Source organism: Desulfosediminicola sp. (assembly GCF_048381775.1).
Classification (GTDB): domain Bacteria; phylum Desulfobacterota; class Desulfobulbia; order Desulfobulbales; family Desulfocapsaceae; genus Desulfopila; species Desulfopila ganghwensis.
In genome coordinates this window covers 46102-64032 of the sequence record NZ_JBLXGE010000017.1, presented here as the reverse complement: position 1 = coordinate 64032, position 17931 = coordinate 46102, and the positions used below count along the sequence as shown (strand labels likewise).

The 17931-nt window shown below is 50.7% G+C and carries 19 protein-coding genes; 6 read left to right on the top strand and 13 right to left on the bottom strand.

The window, feature by feature from the left end:
* Nucleotides 1-12 precede the first annotated feature (12 nt).
* The 5 genes from ACN5NT_RS21740 to ACN5NT_RS21720 form a co-directional block, all read right to left on the bottom strand.
* The gene (locus tag ACN5NT_RS21740; RefSeq protein WP_419176879.1) at nt 13-1401 is read right to left on the bottom strand and encodes a tryptophanase; all 1389 of its coding nucleotides are present in this window, start codon (nt 1399-1401) and stop codon (nt 13-15) included.
* 114 nt (nt 1402-1515) lie between these two features.
* Nucleotides 1516-2364 (bottom strand): rhomboid family intramembrane serine protease, encoded by an 849-nt coding sequence (locus tag ACN5NT_RS21735; protein WP_419176878.1) that lies wholly within the window; start codon nt 2362-2364, stop codon nt 1516-1518.
* A gap of 280 nt (nt 2365-2644) precedes the next feature.
* Nucleotides 2645-2869: a MoaD/ThiS family protein gene (locus ACN5NT_RS21730; RefSeq protein ID WP_136798785.1), complete on the bottom strand. Its 225-nt coding sequence runs from the start codon at nt 2867-2869 to the stop codon at nt 2645-2647.
* Nucleotides 2870-2878: 9 nt separating this feature from the next.
* Nucleotides 2879-4585 carry an aldehyde ferredoxin oxidoreductase C-terminal domain-containing protein gene (locus ACN5NT_RS21725; protein WP_167495843.1) on the bottom strand — a complete coding sequence of 569 codons (1707 nt, stop codon included), beginning with the start codon at nt 4583-4585 and terminating at the stop codon, nt 2879-2881.
* A 345-nt stretch (nt 4586-4930) separates the two neighbouring features.
* On the bottom strand, nt 4931-6154 hold the full coding sequence (locus ACN5NT_RS21720) for an amidohydrolase family protein (RefSeq protein ID WP_419176877.1): 1224 nt from the start codon (nt 6152-6154) through the stop codon (nt 4931-4933).
* Nucleotides 6155-6367: 213 nt separating this feature from the next.
* On the opposite strand from ACN5NT_RS21720, the gene ACN5NT_RS21715 reads away from it, so the two are divergent.
* A complete protein-coding gene (locus tag ACN5NT_RS21715) occupies nt 6368-6853 on the top strand; it encodes a cupin domain-containing protein (protein WP_419176876.1) in 486 nt (161 codons plus the stop codon).
* A gap of 31 nt (nt 6854-6884) precedes the next feature.
* Here the strand turns inward: ACN5NT_RS21715 and ACN5NT_RS21710 are convergent, their stop codons facing one another.
* From ACN5NT_RS21710 to ACN5NT_RS21680, 7 genes are all read right to left on the bottom strand, one after another.
* On the bottom strand, nt 6885-7409 hold the full coding sequence (locus ACN5NT_RS21710; RefSeq protein WP_419176875.1) for a hypothetical protein: 525 nt from the start codon (nt 7407-7409) through the stop codon (nt 6885-6887).
* Between the two features lie 2 nt (nt 7410-7411).
* Nucleotides 7412-7831, bottom strand: a complete 420-nt coding sequence (locus tag ACN5NT_RS21705; protein ID WP_136798790.1) for a hypothetical protein — start codon at nt 7829-7831, stop codon at nt 7412-7414.
* Between the two features lie 144 nt (nt 7832-7975).
* Nucleotides 7976-8293, bottom strand: a complete 318-nt coding sequence (locus ACN5NT_RS21700; RefSeq protein WP_419176874.1) for a hypothetical protein — start codon at nt 8291-8293, stop codon at nt 7976-7978.
* Between the two features lie 40 nt (nt 8294-8333).
* Nucleotides 8334-8822: an HPP family protein gene (locus ACN5NT_RS21695; RefSeq protein ID WP_419176873.1), complete on the bottom strand. Its 489-nt coding sequence runs from the start codon at nt 8820-8822 to the stop codon at nt 8334-8336.
* Nucleotides 8823-9230: 408 nt separating this feature from the next.
* A complete protein-coding gene (locus ACN5NT_RS21690; RefSeq protein ID WP_419176872.1) occupies nt 9231-9854 on the bottom strand; it encodes an outer membrane protein in 624 nt (207 codons plus the stop codon).
* Nucleotides 9855-10319: 465 nt separating this feature from the next.
* Entirely contained in the window at nt 10320-10940 is a 621-nt protein-coding gene (locus tag ACN5NT_RS21685; protein ID WP_419176871.1) for an outer membrane protein, read from the bottom strand.
* A 183-nt stretch (nt 10941-11123) separates the two neighbouring features.
* Nucleotides 11124-11933 (bottom strand): methyltransferase domain-containing protein, encoded by an 810-nt coding sequence (locus tag ACN5NT_RS21680; RefSeq protein ID WP_419176870.1) that lies wholly within the window; start codon nt 11931-11933, stop codon nt 11124-11126.
* A 493-nt stretch (nt 11934-12426) separates the two neighbouring features.
* Between ACN5NT_RS21680 and ACN5NT_RS21675 the strand changes: the two genes are divergently transcribed.
* Genes ACN5NT_RS21675 through ACN5NT_RS21660 form a run of 4 tightly spaced genes read left to right on the top strand, consistent with a single transcriptional unit; the run spans nt 12427 to nt 16951 of the window.
* Nucleotides 12427-12651, top strand: a complete 225-nt coding sequence (locus ACN5NT_RS21675; RefSeq protein ID WP_419176869.1) for a hypothetical protein — start codon at nt 12427-12429, stop codon at nt 12649-12651.
* A gap of 5 nt (nt 12652-12656) precedes the next feature.
* Entirely contained in the window at nt 12657-14636 is a 1980-nt protein-coding gene (locus ACN5NT_RS21670; protein WP_419176868.1) for a sensor histidine kinase, read from the top strand.
* Complete coding sequence (locus tag ACN5NT_RS21665; RefSeq protein ID WP_419176867.1) at nt 14623-15972, top strand: response regulator; 1350 nt, start codon at nt 14623-14625, stop codon at nt 15970-15972. The genes ACN5NT_RS21670 and ACN5NT_RS21665 overlap by 14 nt, the downstream gene beginning before the upstream one ends.
* 4 nt (nt 15973-15976) lie before the next feature.
* Nucleotides 15977-16951, top strand: coding sequence for a diguanylate cyclase domain-containing protein (locus ACN5NT_RS21660; RefSeq protein WP_419176866.1), 975 nt, complete (start codon nt 15977-15979; stop codon nt 16949-16951).
* 33 nt (nt 16952-16984) lie between these two features.
* Here ACN5NT_RS21660 and ACN5NT_RS21655 read toward each other — a convergent pair whose 3' ends face one another.
* Nucleotides 16985-17113: a hypothetical protein gene (locus ACN5NT_RS21655; RefSeq protein WP_419176865.1), complete on the bottom strand. Its 129-nt coding sequence runs from the start codon at nt 17111-17113 to the stop codon at nt 16985-16987.
* Between the two features lie 161 nt (nt 17114-17274).
* Between ACN5NT_RS21655 and ACN5NT_RS21650 the strand changes: the two genes are divergently transcribed.
* Entirely contained in the window at nt 17275-17841 is a 567-nt protein-coding gene (locus tag ACN5NT_RS21650) for a flavodoxin family protein (RefSeq protein ID WP_136798800.1), read from the top strand.
* Nucleotides 17842-17931: the final 90 nt, after the last annotated feature.

The window sequence follows — 17931 nt, the reverse complement described above, 5'->3', positions numbered from 1 at the left end:
CCGATTTTGCTCTCAGACCGGCTCCAGCACTGCGGTAAAATGGCGCAGCACATTCGCCTGCCTGGTAATTGAATACCCTCCGAGTGACTCACGCTGCTCATTGAGTTCAATAAGCAGTTCCGCCAGATAATCCACGTGGCTCTGGGTATAGACACGCCTGGGAAAAGCCAGACGGACCAGCTCCAGAGCCGCCGCTTTTTCCGAACCGTCCGGTTGCAACCCGAACATCACAGAACCTATCTCAACACCACGGACACCACCGAGCAGATAGAGCCCGTTGGTCAGGCTCCAGGCCGGGTACTGGTGCCAGGGAATATGGGGTAGCATCCTGCCGGCGTCTATGTACAGTGCATGACCACCGGTCGGGCGAATGATCGGGATGCCCGCCGCGATAAGCTTTTCGCCAAGATATTCTATGGAGCGAACCCGGTACTCCAGATAACGCTCATCCATTGCCTCATAGAGCCCCAAGGCAATGGCCTCCATATCATAACCAGCCATGCCCCCATAGGTTGGGAAGCCTTCCATAAGAATCTCGAAACTCCGGCACCGGGAAGCCAACTCAGCGTCATTCATGGCCAGAAAGCCGCCGATATTTGCCATACCATCTTTTTTGGCACTCATGGTGCAGCCGTCTGCATAACTGAACATCTCGAGCGCTATCTCAGGGATGGACCGGCTTTTATAGCCCGGCTCCCGGCTCTTTATGAACCAGCAGTTTTCCGCAAAACGGCAGGCATCTAAAAACAAGGGAATGCCATGCTTTTTCGCTACCTGACTTACCTGCCTGATATTGCCCATGCTCACCGGTTGACCGCCACCTGAGTTGTTGGTTACGGTCAGCATGATAAGGGGGATATTCTCCGCACCCTTCTCGTCAATAAGCGCGTTCAACGCCGCCAGGTCCATATCCCCTTTGAAAGGTGCCGGAGTAGCAGGATCCCGACCCTCCGGGGATGGCAGATCACGCGCCTCGGCACCACAGTTTTCCACATGTGCCCTGGTGGTGTCGAAATGAGTATTGTTGGGGATAACCCTGCCGGCACCGTCAACAGAGTGAAAGAGAATATGTTCTGCGGCCCGCCCCTGATGGGTGGGCATCACCTCAGTAAAACCGGTAATTTCACGTACTGCCCGTTCAAACTTGAAGTAGGATCTGGCCCCGGCATATGATTCGTCGCTGGCCAGCATCGCCGCCCACTGGCTTGAGGACATCGCCCCGGTACCGCTGTCGGTGAGCAGATCGATCAGGATATCTTCAGCGCGCAGTAAAAAAGGATTGTACCCTGCAGCCTCCAGAGCTTTTTTACGCTCCTGGCGGGTGGTGAAACCTATGGGTTCAACGGAACGGATACGAAACGGCTCGACTATGGTTCTGGGCTTGAAATCCTTGAGGTTCATTGAACGCTCCTGGAAAGGTAAGATGAAGTCATGCCATATGGCTGGGTGGCCCCAGCCACTCCTCGACTCTACTCCTTACTTACCCCTATCACAGGCTGCCTCTGCCCGCAAATATCACCTGTTCATGATGAACCAGACACCATTGTAAACAGAGAGCAGCAGGGCACCAGCGGTGAGGAGAATACAGGCAGTGCTCAGCATCTTGTGCAGATATCCCTCCCTCTTTCGTTCCTTATAGCCGAGCAGCAAACCCAGCAAGGCACCGGCAACCATTCCGCCGCCATGGCCCCAATTGTTTATTCCCGGAACAAAGAAACCAAAAATTGCAATGGAGATCGCCCACCCCAGGAGCTGGCTGAATACAGCCTCGCCATAGGTGCCGCCACGACTCTTACCATAGTAGAGAGCGGCACCGATCATGCCGCAGATGGAAGCGGAAGCGCCAATGGTAAGAGACACACCCGCCACAACCGAAACCAGAAAACCTCCAACACCGCTCAGGGTATAGATAGTTATCATCCGTGGTACGCCGTATTCCCGGATAATAAGCGGCCCCAATTGATTCAGGGCGATCATGTTGAAGATTATATGCAAAAGCGAACCGTGCAGGTAGTTGGCCGAAACCAGTGTCCACCAGCGATCGAGATAAAAAAACGGATAACTGCCGGTTGCTCCCAAGACCAGAAGGCTCTTATTGCCTGGAGAGAGAAAGCCAAAAGGGCTGCTGGAAAACATATGGGGGCCCAGTCCAAGCAGGAGTGAAAAGACAAAAAAAGCCACATTGACCATCAGGATAATCTTTATCACCTGGTGACCATCGCCCATGCTGCGGGTTAAAAAATTATCTTTCAGCAGCGAGCCAGGCTTCTTCAGGCCGCAATAGGGACAAGCCGGTGCGTTGCGGCTTACCAGCTTTTTACAGTTCGGGCAGAGCAGCGAACTTCTGTTTGATGGAGAGGACATGAGTACGATTGGTTAATTTTTTCCACTGCTGGATTTTGTACCGGCCAGGGGCACCAATACTGTTTCGGGATATCACAGACCCAAATGTTCATGAGACATCCGGTTCAATACAGTGCACTACATTAAGAACAGAGCCCGACAATTCAAGGTAAATCAAGAACCAATACTTTTTAAATTCAGGTGATTAAAACAAAAAAGCCGCACCGTCTATCCTGATTTACCCGGATAGATGATGCGGCTTGAGATGTGAGCTGTTAGAGGTACAGCGAAGCAGTAACTGTCAGCCTCCCGAAATAGCAGGAAAGACATCGACAGCATCGTCTTCAGACACCAGTTCTTCACCGGTAATCACCCGGCCGTTGCAGACGGCAATAAAACCGCCCAGCACAATGTCTGCCTTACGCGCCGCCTCTTCGAGAACAGACTGCAGCGGCTGCGGCGTATCGATAGCCAGCGAGACAGGTGCCGCCTCGCTGAGTTTGAAGGTAACAGTTACCACGCTCATCTCTCTTGATTACCAGCGGCAAGCCTCTGCCACCTCTTCATCAGTGATATCGATTTTCTCACCCGTCTCTGGCTGCGCTTCCTCGTAGAAGGTTTCGCAGAGGCGGTGGTGTGCCAGAGTAATACCGGCATCGGTATTGAACTGATGCTCGAGTCGCAGGGTTTCTTTAACAAATTCGTCGAATTCCTCTGCGGTGATCTCCACATCGTACATGGCCTTCATCAGGTCGAGGAGCGGGCTCATATCGTTGCGCACTGAGTAACGAACAAAGTTACAGGTTCCCATGGCATCCATGCGGGAGCCGATAACCTGGAACTTCTTGGAAAGCTCAACCTTACCTTCTTTGCTGGTCGGTACATCTTCGTCACGCAGGGTGAAACCGAAGGTGTGATCACCACCCATCGGTGAAGAGAGGTAGGTCATAGCCATGCCTTTAGTACCACGCGGCTCGTAGGCAGGGATACCCTGGCCGAGAACGTGCGGCGCATGGCGTACGCCGAGAACCTTAGCAGCAACCTTACAACCGGAAGCGAGGATACGGCCCATCGGGGTCAGGTCACGAACTTCCTGCATCAACTCGAGGATAGCCTCGTCGTCACCAAATTCGGCAACACCGGCCTCAAGCGCCACACCCATTGCCGCACCCACTTCGAGGGTGTCAACACCGGCATCGTTGGAGATGCGGTTCATCATGGCGATGGTGTCGAGATTTTTCAAACAGAGGTTGGAGCCCATCAGCGCCATGGTCTCATACTCAATCGGGGAACAGAGCAGTGAACCGTCCTCGTTCGGGTAGACGTTTGAACACTGGATTGCGCAAGGCAACATACAGGCATGCTGGGTCCGGCCTTCGCCACCGCGCTCCTTGATGGTGTCGTACATGGACTGGGCGTTGATCTTCTCTGCACCTTCCATGGTACCCTGACGGAAGTTCTTGGTCGGCAGCACGTTCAATGCCTGGCAGATGTCTACCATGGCCGCAGTACCATACTTGGTGAACTTGGAGGACACCGGATTTTCCTTCAGCAGCTGAACAATCTTCCTGGCACCGGCTTTGAACGCCTCCGGGTCAACAATCTCAGGCTTTACTTCGCCATCTGGCAATACAACCATGGCGATTATCTTCTTGCTCGCCATTACCGCACCAAGTCCGCCACGACCAGCATATCGGGAACAGACGCCATGTGGATCGGAACAGGCGATACCGGAAGCAAGCAGCAGCTTTTCAGCGGTTGGTCCAACAGTGACACAACCTGCTTTTTTGCCGAATTTCTCGCTCAGGAGATCAGACTTTTCATACACGCCTTTACCTACAAGAAACTCGCCATCAATCATCTCGACTTTGTCTTTGCCGATTACGATGATTTTCCAGCCCGCATCCGCTTTCGGCGCATCTTCCAGAGCGATACAACGGAGACCCTGCTCAGCCATACGAGTACCAACAATACCGCCGGCATTACTCTCTTTAATACCACCGGTCAGTGGGCTTTTGCTGCCGATACTGATCCTGTCTGAACTTGAAACGGTGGTACCAACCAGCGCACCGGTACAGAAAAAGAGTTTGTTGTGACGCCCGAACGGATCACAGGTCGGCTCAACCTCCTGGCTGACCAGGCGGGAGCTCAGGGTACGCGCACCAAGGAGATACTCTTTGGTATCAAAACTTTCCCTTTTGGTTTCTCCTGTCGCGGTATTGATTCTCAGAATGGAAAACATCGTGTTCCTCGTGCTCATAGAAATTTTCGTTACCGTCGGCAAAGCTATTTCAGAACGAAAAGAACCTCGCCGTCAGTCCTCAGACAAAAATTGTATACAACTTTTAAAAACATTCCACATTATAGTTATGAGAGGTACAGGTCAAGTAACTTTTGCACTTTATTCGTTTTATGTCCTTTTATGAGATAGTTATCGCGCTGCATGACAGCCTGCCCGAGGATATTTTTTATCTCCATCAATTTGCAAGGTGGAAGCCCTGCAGTCCCGGGTATCGGCAGAGTTTTTCCATTGTCGGACAAAAGCAACTAATTACCTGTTTTCATGTGACTAACACAAACCAACTTGCTATTTGACAGGATTCTTTCTGTACAGAGCTGAGGGCTTGCCGGCAATAAAAATATTCTCAAGATATGAGAGTTTTCTCGGTAATTGTGCCGGGGTACCACGGGCTACAAGAAAATTTGCCGCAGCTTGCGCCTGTAATATTCCGTTATCGGCAAGTCCCAGCAGTTCCGCCCCGTTTGCCGTGGCACATTGCACTGTTTCAACCAGCGAATACCCCGCTTTGCCGTAAAGTTTCATCTCTTCGAAAACAGATTCACCATGCAGCACACCGGGGCTGCCCGAATCGGTCCCCAACGCCACCTTCACTCCGATTTTTTTTGCCTGGCGCAACTGCTCCAGCTGGCTCTCATAATTTCTGGCGGCAATTGCTGCCCCGGAAATATTCCCCTCGAACTCCAGCACTTCTGCGTATGCTTTCATGGTAACAACGGTTGGCACCCAGGTGCAACCGTACTCCGCCATACGTTCAAGATTCTCCCGGCCCATGAAAAAACCGTGCTCTATTGAATCGCAACCTGCCTCAATCGCCTGCTGTACCGGCACCCTGCCATTGGCATGCACCATTACCTTGATTTGCTTGCTGTGGGCCAGCTCGCACAGATTTTTCAGTTCATCCTTCGAGAACTGCGGAGGTGTCTCATGACCATATTCTTTCAGGCTATTTAATCCTGAATTCACAACTTTCAGATAATCCTGCTGGTGATTTCGACGCATCAGCAGCTCTGCCGGCGAGTCACCCTCAGCCACCGCTCTGCCAATGAGGCCTCCGTATCGTCCCGCCCTGTGGTACGCTCTCCCCGGGGAATGGATTGCTATCGGATAATTGCTCATACCTTTTGCCATGAATTCCAGCACACAATCATGACGATCTCCACCATCACGCACCGCAAGCACTCCATGGTCGAAAAGCTGCTTTAAGTGCCTGTGGATATAGGGTAACAGTTCTTCACACCCTGCAACCAGCTGGTTTTCTCGTAAAGCGGCATCAACCGCCCCGGACATGCTCAAATGAAGATGACTGTCGATAAGAGGAGGTAGAATGGTGGCAAAGCTCAGATCAGTAAGCTGACCATTGGCAGGGATAATTTCCGGTGCATATGGTTTTACAGAGACTATTTGCCCTGTATTTACCACCAGAAGTACATCTTTTTGCGCAGCCTTTCCGCTGCCATCTATCAGCCAGCCCGCCCTGATATAGCTTGTAGAGTCATCAACCTGCTTCATCTTCTCTTCTCCTGCTCGAAAACACAATTTAGCTGCCAAATCACAACACGTTTACATAGTGTACGCATTTTTCCGGTCCCGCAAGGAAATCCCACTCTTTTTCCGTAATTTCGGATATCATTTATCTCAAGCCGGTCATCTCTTCAGGCCGCATATTCCGTAGAGAATGAACGAAATCTCCTGTTACCGGAACACTTTCTGACGGAGCATCCCATGGCGGAAGACTTTACCAAAACCCACTTTGATTTTGCCTCCCTCCCCTGGCTGACCAGCCCCCGCAAAAAGCTTAAGCTGGAAGGGGTCGCCCTTGGGCTTATCAACCTGCCCCCGAATGAAGGGTACACCTTCACCCATACCCACCGGAAGCAGGAGGAAGTCTATCTAGTGATCGAGGGCAGTGGCTGCATCAGTGTAAACGGGGATCTGACAGAGCTTGTGCGCGGAGACTGCATCAGGGTTTCCCCCCACGCCAGCCGTGCCCTGAAGGCCCATGACAATGGCCTGCTGGCAGTCTGCTGCGGCGCAGTGCCCATGGGTTATCCCCACAACCCGGAATCACGCTACATGATTGATGACGGTATTCCGAACTATGACGAAATTCCAGAGTGGTATCAAGGCCGGGAAGATATCATTCAAAGGAACCAGGAACTGAAAAAGCGGATGGAGCGTGCAGCTCAGAAACGGGGTGGGCAAAAGTGAGTCAGCTTGGATTTGTCATGAAAAATCCAAGTTACGGGGATACAGCCTCTACACAGTGAGCGAATAGCTGTTTTCTTGACTTCCTCAGACACTCGATCTGCTCTTTTAACTGCCCGCCTTCCGGTACTGACGACAGTTCAAGCTGTTGGGCTCCGCAGAGATACCAACTGCAGATAAAGGGTCTCTGCCAGCGTGGCAGCAAACATCCCCTTGTACCCAGATTACAGCAGGCTCCACCGGACACCCTGGATATCTGCCTTGGAGGCAACTTTGCCGAGATGAGATAGATAAACAGGAGATCAGGCAAATCATACCAGAGTGTTGCCCTCCGGCAGCATATCTCCTGACAAGTTATGCAACTCCTGCCACAGAGCACATCCATCGGCTCATCGAGCTGCCGATAGCCATATTGCATCTGTTGGGCGATCTCTCGTATCTCTGCCTCCTTCTCCCCGAGGCCGGCGCAGATTGCCGTAATTGCTGTCCTCAATTCCTGCCAACTACTCTCTCCCTGCCAGGGGATATCGGCCTGAGCTGAAGATGCTCGTACTTTCACACTCACCACAATAACCTGTGACGGATTTCCTTGGGAGCATGGGCACCGATAGAGGCTAATACAAAGGCCGCCAGCACCGCAGGACCAGTGGGCAGATAGGCGTGGATAGCGGCACCTAGCAGCAGACATTTGATGAGAGTGGCCATTCCGGCAAACTCACGATAAAGCTCGCGGTGTCTCAGCCACTCGGTAAAAACCAGGATGACACCACTCACCACCGCCAGCCAGAGATACATGCCCGGGACCGACACCACATCACCAAAAAGACAGAACACCAGAAAAACAGCTGCTCCCAGTTGATGAACCGTACGAACCAGGATCGAAAGGAGCAATACCCAGTACGGTCTGTTGCCAATTCTTCCCTGTGGCACTTTGCTGCGTTTCGCCTTCTTTTCAGCGTTTTTTTCTGCCGGCTCGTTCATCCCGTCCCTCTAAATGACTCAGTCGTAATTATCTGTTTCAACTCTCAATCACCCATACCCTCACTACCACAGAGACACGCGAGAATCCATTATATTTCTCACCCCTCACCTCTAACCCCTCACCTCTAACCTCTCTCTTCAAAACTATTTCCTTACCGACTGCACAACCATCGCAGAGATCAGAGTAAAGAGGATCACCGCCGCCAGGATCACCGCCAGCCGCATCCAGTCCATGCCCATTTCCATGCGAAGCTGCACAAGGTTTAACAACGTCCGGCCCCATTCAAGCGCTGAAAGAACCAGCAGTAACTGGACGATTCGAGCGCTCCAGAATTGGGGAATGATGAGGATCGCAGGAGCAGCCACAGCGGCGACGGCAAAGATTGGCAAGCCTGCCCGGTACAAATGGGCGGCGATGAGTAAAAAACTTAGAACAGCAGGTATCATTCGAATTATTTTCATAACACAGACTCCAATGGCATATTCCATAATTCGAGCACGCTCACCACTTTTGGGGGTAACTGCGGCCCGGGGCGATCCGGTTGATTACAAGTGCCACCGCCAACAGAATCAATGCCCCGGTTGCAACTGGAAACAGCGCATACGAATAACCGAGTTGATGGATATTCTCCCCACCGATCACTGCAATAAGCGCAGTCGCGCCCCCTGGCGGATGGACTGTCGCCGTCAATTGCATCACGGCAATGGCCGTGGCGACAGCAAAAGGGGCCGCCAGCCAGAGTTGATCTGCAAAAAGCTGGCAGGCGGCAACACCGACCAGAGCCGAGAGAATATGCCCGCCCATAACATTTCTAGGCTGGGCCAGAGGGCTCTCTATGGCGCAATAAATGAGCACAGCAGACGCCCCGAAGGAGCCGATGACAAGGGTAAGCCCGGTTCCATCAAGCACGAACCTGGTTACAGCGGAGACCAGACCTATGCCGATAAATGCACCAAGCCAGGACCAGAAAACCTGGACATTTTTTTTCATTTTTTCTTCCCGTGATTCTTTTCTTTTCGTGTACCACACACCTTTAAAATGTAACAATGCTCGCCTGAGTAACACAAAGAAAAGCCTCCCGCCTTGACCTGGATCAATTACCCTGGTGGAAACAGGGACATGCCCCGGCAACAGAGAAACGTCGGAAACCCTCGCAACTGACAGTGGAGTTCAATATCTTTTTTTGCACAGCCAGAGCTGGCAAACTCGTCAGGCAAAGTACATGGAGCTGGATTTTTGACAGGGTGATGTCACGGAGAACGCTGATGGCTGTAAAGTGATGGCTGCCGCGCGAAACAGCAGATATTTGAGATTATTGCGTCGCAACACTGTGGTAATGTTTCACATGCCCACAGTGTTGCTTCAAGGGTTACTGTACTGCCCTTTCAGGATTTACAGCTAAAATTTAAAGCGCAGGCCGGCATACACATTATGGCTGGAGAGTTCGGAGTTGAGGTAACCGAGGTGAGCCTCTTCCGTCATCATGTAACGATAGCGCACATCCAGTGCCAAGTTCTCGTTCACTGCCATCTCAAGCCCCCCACCAACCTGGCCGATCATCACAGTATCTGTGTACTTTGAGGTTGATGAGACAATTCCGGCAACATCAAAACTGTCCATAGCCACATGTGCCAGACCCATACCAGCGGTGATATATGGGGTTATATTGCTCTCATTGCGAAAATCAACATAGAGGTTCAACAGCCCGGAATAGATAGTCATATCTCCACTGGCCGGCAGAGAAAGACCGCCTACTCGAGCCGTGTCGATCGAGTTGCCCTGGTAGCCGAGTTCACTTTCAAGGCGAAATCCACCGAAGTCATAACCAAGGGCACCCGTCATGGCATAACCGCTATCTGCTGACACTGTTGCCAATGGTACTCCGGACCAGCTGGTATCGGTATCGTCCGGAATTGCCATGCCGAAATGTATGCTGGTGTAAGGACCGCTCTGGGCACTTACCATAGAGGATGAGATAAGCAACAGGGTACCGGCAGCAGCCGTAATCATTGTTCTTTTCACGTATATCTCCAAAACATCATTATATAATTTACGAATTTATGACCTGGGGTAGTCAGGCAGCCGCACGGCAAAGACATGTCGGGCATTATAGCCCAAAGAACCTGGAATTGTTGAAATATATCAGTTGAAACTACCGAGTGTTCGTCCCTCTGCAGGTGACGAAAAATGTGGAAAGTTGCTGCCCTGTGACGGGAGCAAGAGAAACAACCGGAACAACTGCAACGTGTAAGAACCAAGGTACTGCCTGCCCGCAACTGCGAACGGGCGTATAGATAAATAAGGGGCTAATTCTTTTCAAGTAAAAAGGATTCGGCAGAGAAAACAGAGACAGAAAAGCACCGTAAAACAAGCACTCGGCAAGGGAGATTTTTTATAAAGGGATTGAACAAAGCAGGAGCGTAACAAATAAAGAAACGGGGAACACCCGGGTTGGCAATCCCCGTCACACTTCAGCAGAAATTCGGCCTAAAACTGATAACGCAAACCGGCATAGATGTTGTGGCTGGCAAACTCCATATCTATTTCTTCTTCAATATCACCAAGGGCAACGTCCGAAGTCGCTAAATAGCGGTATCTTAGATCCAGAAAAAGCTGCTCAGAAACACCATATTCTACTCCGGCACCGAATTGATAGGCGAAAACTGTATCGTAAAAGTTCATCTTGTCTTCTGAGCTACTAGGAACCAAATCCTTCATTTCGACATAAGCAGCACCAAGACCCATCGTTACGTAGGGCGTGAACTTTGATGAGTTGATAAAGCTATAGTAGCCGTTAACCATCAGAGTCAACAGGTTCAGATCTCCAGACATCGATTGGGACCGTGATTCTCCATTGTGAGTCAAGGATATAGCATCAAGCCCATTACCCTGATAGCCAAATTCCGCTTCAAACCTGAATTTTTCAAATTCATAGCCAACCGCCGCCAGACCGCTCCAGCCGGCATCATACTCAAAGGCAATCGACATACCTTTGTCAAGTTCAGAAGGAATTCCCCAGTCTGAATCATCGGCAAACGCCGCCCCAAGATGGCCGCTGACATACAGTTTTGCCGCCTCTGCATCGCTCACTGCAAAATTGATCAGCAAGCCACCTATACAGGCACCAATAAAAATACGCAGAAAAAATCATAAACAATTGATATAACGGCAATATCGCAAACAGTCATCATGTTTATTCCTGGCAGCAGAAAAAGATACGGCCCACTACAAAAATGTAGCAGGCCGTACGGTGAAAGAGATGGTCCAAAAACAATAAGAAATGAGATAGCTCTATCGGGCTACTGCAATAAACAATGCTCCTTCAGTAAATTGAGAAGTACTGATACCTGTGTTACCGACACACTCCACATTGCTGAAACCAGCTTTTTCCATCAGTGCAATCTGGTCTCTCACGGAGACCGCGCCACCCACTCATTGGGCCCAGGCGTCGAGATTACCTTTCATGGCAGCAGGCAACGGTTGAGCCAACACGATATCAGCAAACTGCAGCCTGCCTCCCGGCTTCAGTACCCTGCGAATCTCCCTGAAGAGCGCGAGCTTGGCTGGAGAGAGATTGATTACTCCATTGGAGATCACCACATCGAAGGTTTCATCCGGATAGGGTATTTTTTCTGAATCGACCAGCTCCAGCTCGATATCGTCAACACCTAGTTCGGAAAAGTTTTTCCTGGCACGCTCCAGCATTTCCGGGGTCATGTCAATACCGCAAACCCGCCCTGAACCACCCACGGTTTTTCTGGCAACAATCAGGTCGAAACCAGCGCCACAACCAATATCCAGCACATTAGCACCTTCCATAACAGGTGCAATGGCATGGGGATTACCAACGCCACAAAAACTGTTCAGTGACTCTTCGGGCATCTCTGCAAGAATCGCCTCATCATATCCCAACTTCACCGCACCTTCACGCCCGGTAGGATATCGAAACATCCCTTCAGCAGAATTCGCTACGGATGCGTACTTGCTGTGCACCGCAGAGGCGATGTTTTTTAACTCACCTACACCAAAGGCCTCGCCAGCAACCTGATCAACATGCTTTACAGGCTGTGACGTATTCTGTACCGGCAGACCGCCGGCCAAATCAGGTGGAGCTCACACTCCGGTTTTCAGGTCGCACTTAGGAAAATCACCCATATCATCCTCAATAATTCTTTTATTTCACTCTGTCATAACTGAAGGTCTACCAGAACCTCAGTGAACATTCTTGCGGTTCCCCCAGCAAGATCAAATCATCCTGGAAATACTATGACTCTGTAGTAACGCCTCGTCAATTGGTAATCGACCAATTTCATCAGGGCCTGAACAATGATTTGCAGGCGAACTGTTATGGCCAAGGGTTACGGGTTGTGGATTTTCCGCATAGGGAATGCATAATAACTCGCTATATGGCCTAAATTCACTTACTGGACTTCGCTTAGCAGCACCATATAATAGAAGAAGCAGCAGTTGACAGACAGGCACTCGGCTCCACGCCCTTCACGAGGCCAACCACGGTATTACTTTACCTCAGAAACCGTGACAAAGTTACCCGGAGCAACCATCATCCGTACTATATTTCAACCAGAGGACGTTTATGGGAAAAGCATATCTTCATTGGGGATGGAACATTCTCATCTCTCTTTTCTCTGTCATGGTTCCTTACTCAATCGACAGCCTTGGCCGGTCAGCCAAAACCTATGAACAACCTTTCCGTCCATACTCCCCCGACGACCCGGACGCCAATGAAGCACTCGGCAAAGAAGATTTTACAATGGACAAATTTACGAAAAACCGTGACGTTATACTCATGGGGGAATAGGCTGAATGAAACTTTTCCCCTCCCAATTCCCGATCAGCAGAGCATTGATCACCTATTCAATTGTGATAGCCATGATCCTGGTTGTGGTCATCGCCGGAAGTATCAACTTTCAGGTCGGTTCTGCCATCAAAGATCTCCAGGAACGAACTACCCGGGAGGATGCCGAAGACGTCAGTAAAGCCATAAAGACTTTTCTCTCCTATAAAAAGGAGGCTCTCAAGGAGTTCGCCCAGCGTCCGCTCATTACCCAAAGTGTTATGCAACCCGGAGAGATGCGCCCGCAACTGATAGATGCGATGCAAGGCATGACCCTCATCGGCACAGAATGCCAGCTCAACCTCCTTGATTTCGAGGGGCGAAGCATCAACTCATCCCGGCCATTACCGGTTTTTGACTACACCGGTGAGCACTGGGTACAAAAGCTGATTGGTGGAAAAATCGCGTATCACTGGGAGATCAGCTCCACTACCACCATACTCCCAAGACGCTATTGGCGTATCGCCATACCTGTCTTGTTCGGCGGACAACCGGAAGGAATTCTGGTTGCGGAAATTGATCTTACCGGACTCAATACATTTCACTCCCACCTTCCCACTGCCGAAAATATAGAAATTGAGATCATCCAGCACGGAGAGAGCGTTGCCACCTTCGGACCGCGAATCGACACCCCAGCCTACACGCATGTTATGGCTGATCCGCACCTGCTCATCTTGTGCCGCATGGATGACACTGCTCTTAACCGGACCAGAATGAGTATAGTTGTCAAGGTCAGCCTGGCACTGATGGCCACGGCCTTCGTTTTTCTATGTATCTCGCTCTATTTCGCAAACCGATTGTATGCCAATCCGTTGAAAAACCTGCGACAGATGGTGTTGAAGATGTACAACGATCCAACCGATAATGTGTTGCCAACGGATCAGCGCCTTCTGGAAATATCCGCACTCGCTGAGGAATATAACTGGCTGACACGTCAGATCCAGTCCCGGGAGAAAGCACTTCTGGATGCTAAAGAGAATCTTGAAGTCACAGTAGAGGCACGCACCCGGGAACTACAGGAAAGCCAGGAGCAGCTTCGCATACTCAATGAGGGTCTGGAGGAACAGATCTCTGACAGAACCATTGAACTGGAAACAGCCCAGGACCGCCTGGTCATGCAGGAGAAAATGGCCTCAGTCGGGCAGCTGGCGGCGGGCCTTTCCCACGAGCTCAACAATCCGATAAATTTCGTACGAACCAATTTCGCCACCCTGGTCGAAGATTTCGATGACCTGCTGCTCATCCACAGCAAATATGAGATCCTCACCCAGAAAGCCGCCGAAAATCCGCTCCTGGCCGAACCCGCGGCCGAAGTGCAGATGCTGCACAAAAAACTCGGTATCGAACACCTTCTTGAAGATATTCCCCAACTCTTTGACGAGTCTGAACGTGGTTTTGTCCGCATTGCCCAGATCATTCAATCAATGCGTGATTTCTCCCGAATCGATTTCAGCGGCGAATTCTCCTGGGCCAATATCAATAGCGGCATTGAGGACACTCTGATTATCGCCAGAAACGAATATAAATATCATGCTGATGTACACACAGAGCTTGGAGATGTTGCCGACATCCATTGCTCTCTGGAGCAATTAAGCCAGGTGTTTCTCAACTTGATTGTCAATAGCGCCCATGCCATCGCCTCTCAGGATCGAACAGACAAGGGCCTGATTTCCATACGGACCTGGCAGGAAGGAAATACCATACTCTGTGAATTTCGTGATGACGGCCCCGGTGTTCCGATTGAGCAGCGCCACCAGATTTTCGAGCCGTTTTACACAACCAAAGCCCCCGGTAAAGGAACAGGACTCGGGTTGTCGATCTCTTATGACATCATCGTCAATAAACACCGTGGCGAGCTTTCCCTGCACTGCCCGGACGAAGGTGGCTCAATTTTTACCATCTCCCTGCCTGTGGACCAGAAGGAGGAAGTAACCCATGATTCCCATTGAACAGATTACCATACTCTTTGTCGATGACGAGCCGGATATCCTGAACGCGCTCAAGAGGTTTCTTAAAAGGGAAGAATATGTCGCGGAGTTCGTCAGTGGCGGTCTCGAGGCGGTGGAGCGACTGAAAAGAGGAGATATCAACATCCTGGTCACTGACATGCAGATGCCGGGTATGGACGGTACGCAGCTAGTGCAGTATGCCAAAGAACATTATCCCTCTATCGTACGCATGGTGCTGAGTGCAAATACCAATTTTGAACAGACCATGGCCAGTATCAACAGCGGAGAAATCTTTCGCTACATCATAAAACCGCTCAACCCGAAACTGTTCCGTTCAATCTTGCACGACGCGGTTGAGTATTACCGCATGGCCCAGCTTTGGGAAACGGTTACCGCCGAGGGAACACCAGAACTCACCACTACCCTGCCGGAACTGGAGTCAAGCTGTGGGGATCGGCCTGTAAAGCCTGAAACAGCAACCGGTACCGTGCCCACAGATCAGGGGCAGCAGGTAAGCCATCTTATTGAAAATGAATATGAAAAGCAGGTACGCCTTGAACTTTTGAGAACTGGGCAACCCCAGCAGGAGACCCATATAGAAGTTGTAACTGTGACGGAATCGAGTCAGGCAATCAATACCGTATTCTCCGATTGTCTTGTCACCGCTTCTGACTGCACCGATATTCTGCTCGGTAACATCATTACCGACTCCAACAGGTCTCCCCTGCTCGGTTTGGGTTTTAAAAATATCATCTTGAAAGCGGTGATCCAGAGTTACAGCGATAACACGAGGAGAGGGGCTGAGGCGGCTGACCTGGCTGACCTGGTTGGTGACATTGACCGGGAAACGCTGCCGAAACTGCGCGCTCTTGGCCTCTCCATGAACATGCTCTACAGCAGATACAACAAAAACAACTTACATTATATCGACTGCGGCAAGATCAACATCTTTCATTATCAAGGTGCCACCGGTAGCTACGCAGTCCATAAAGGCGGCAATCCGCCTCTCGGCCTGCTCGAAGGCACAGGATACAACACAAGGTCACTTGCCCTGGCACCGGGAGACATTCTGCTCTTTTTTCTGCACACTACCCCACTAGACGGTGTACAGCTCGAGTGGCAGATAAGCGACGGTAAAATTGCTGAAACGGTTCAGGAATTCGCTGAGCTCGAAGTCAGGCCGCCACTTTATGAGCTTGGACCGCGGCTGCTGAATAACCCGGAAGGTGGTGAGCAGGACTCTAACCTGACCTGCCTCGCCCTGAGGGTTCCAGAGCAAGCAACCTCATATAAATACACGGCCGAAAGCGGCCTGCAAGGTGCTACCAGCGGGTAATATAATGCGTGATCCTCATTTCCTCTTCGTCCACAGTGACCAACCGACGCTTTACGCAATCAAACGGATGTTGCGCAAAGAGCATTTCACCTGCCACTTTGCAGCAAATGCCGATATAGCCCTGCAGATTATCCAACAGCATCCTATCGCAATCCTGGTCAGCGGCCTGCACATGACAGATGCCGAGGGACTGGAACTGCATAAACTGGCCCGTATTCTCTACCCTAAAATGGTGCGGGTCTGCCTGATAAAGGGTGCAAACCCTTTACGTCTTCTACAGGCGATTAACAGCGGAGACATCTTTCGATTTATTCGGATTCCGGTAAGCAAGGAGGAACTTTTTCGAACCCTCTCTGATGCCATGCAGCTGAGCGATCTGTTAAAAGAAAAATTGGAACTCACACAATCGTTAAAGGAAACCCGCGAAGAGCTGTATTTCATGCAGCAGCGTAACAAGGACAATGAACACAAGATACAACTACTCTCCGTGGTTGATGACCTTACCGGCCTCTATAACCACAAAAATATACAGTCAAATCTGGATAACGAATATTTCCAGGCCAGGCGTTATGGCACCGACTTCTCAGTTTTAATGTTCGCCCTGGATGATTACAACGCTGCTTATAGCAACCATGGTGGCGAATTCATGGATGCAGCTGTTCATCAGTTCGCCAGACACCTGAAAAATACCCTGAGGATGGTTGATCTCGCCTTCAGGGTCAGCGCCGACACATTTCTCGCTGTGCTGCGGCAGACAAGTATCAGCGGCGCCCAGATCGTAGCCGCCCGTATTCTGCAGATCTGCAGGGAAGCGCCCGTTATAAGTACTGACGCCCACCAGCATGTCACTGTCAGTATAGGCCTCACCTCATACTCTACCTGTAAAGCGACCTCCGGCCGTGATATCCTCACCATCGTCAACAACCAACTTGAAAAGGCGCAACAGGAAGGCGGCGACAGAATAATCATGGCGGACTAATATCATTTTTCTCCTGTGGCACCCAAACAAGGGTTACTGCTCAGCCCAGGTGAACACTGTGGAAAAATACGGCGTGAGGGGCGACATCCACCACACTTCACTCCTGACCGGTCCGTGTTGGGCTTTCTTGGCAATCGAATTGTTCTTTGTCTTAATGTTCATGAAAAATCCGGGCTGAACCCGTTAGCCTGACAGCAGTTTATTAAAAATCACCTTCGTTCCATGCCTTGGTAACTTCTATGATTTTGCAGAATTAGGCGAAGTACAGTATAAATAGATTGACTGAAGAAGGGGAGTTACTGGATAAAAGCAAGGAGGAACCAATGAAAAGAACCATCATTCTGATGGGAAGCCCGAGATTGCAGAGCAACACGGATATTCTCGCACAAAAAATCGTTGAGGGTATTCGTTCTGTGGGCGCGGAAGATGATATAATCGAGCAGATCGATCTGGTGGAAATGCAGAAATATGTCTGCTGTGCCTGCGGCCGTTGCAGAACGGCCGGCCAGTGCCTGCAATTCCCGGAAGTTTCCAGACAACTGCAAAGAATTGAAGAAGCGGATGGTCTGGTTATCGCCACGCCGGTCTGGTGGCTGGGAATGTCAAGCTGCATGAAAATATTCATCGACCACTGGGGAAGCTTTCTCCGCCCCGATTACAGCTCCAGAATTTCCGGAAAGCGTGCAGTGGTGGCAGCCGTGTGTGGTAATCCCCAGGTGAACCTGGCCGAAAAAGTGTGTGACGACCTCCGTCAGATCCTCTCCTACCTTGATGTGCAGGTAGTCGGCAGCCTGAGCGTAATGGGAATTGCCGATCACGCCGCCATCAATCGCGACCAGCAGAGCCTGGATAGTGCATTTGAGCTGGGAGTAGCCCTTTACACGAAGTAAGGCTCAAAACAGCTCTTTCACATTACCCGCATTGTGTAGCAGAAATACGGATTGGAACCGGTGATTATCCAGCTGATATCGGATAACACC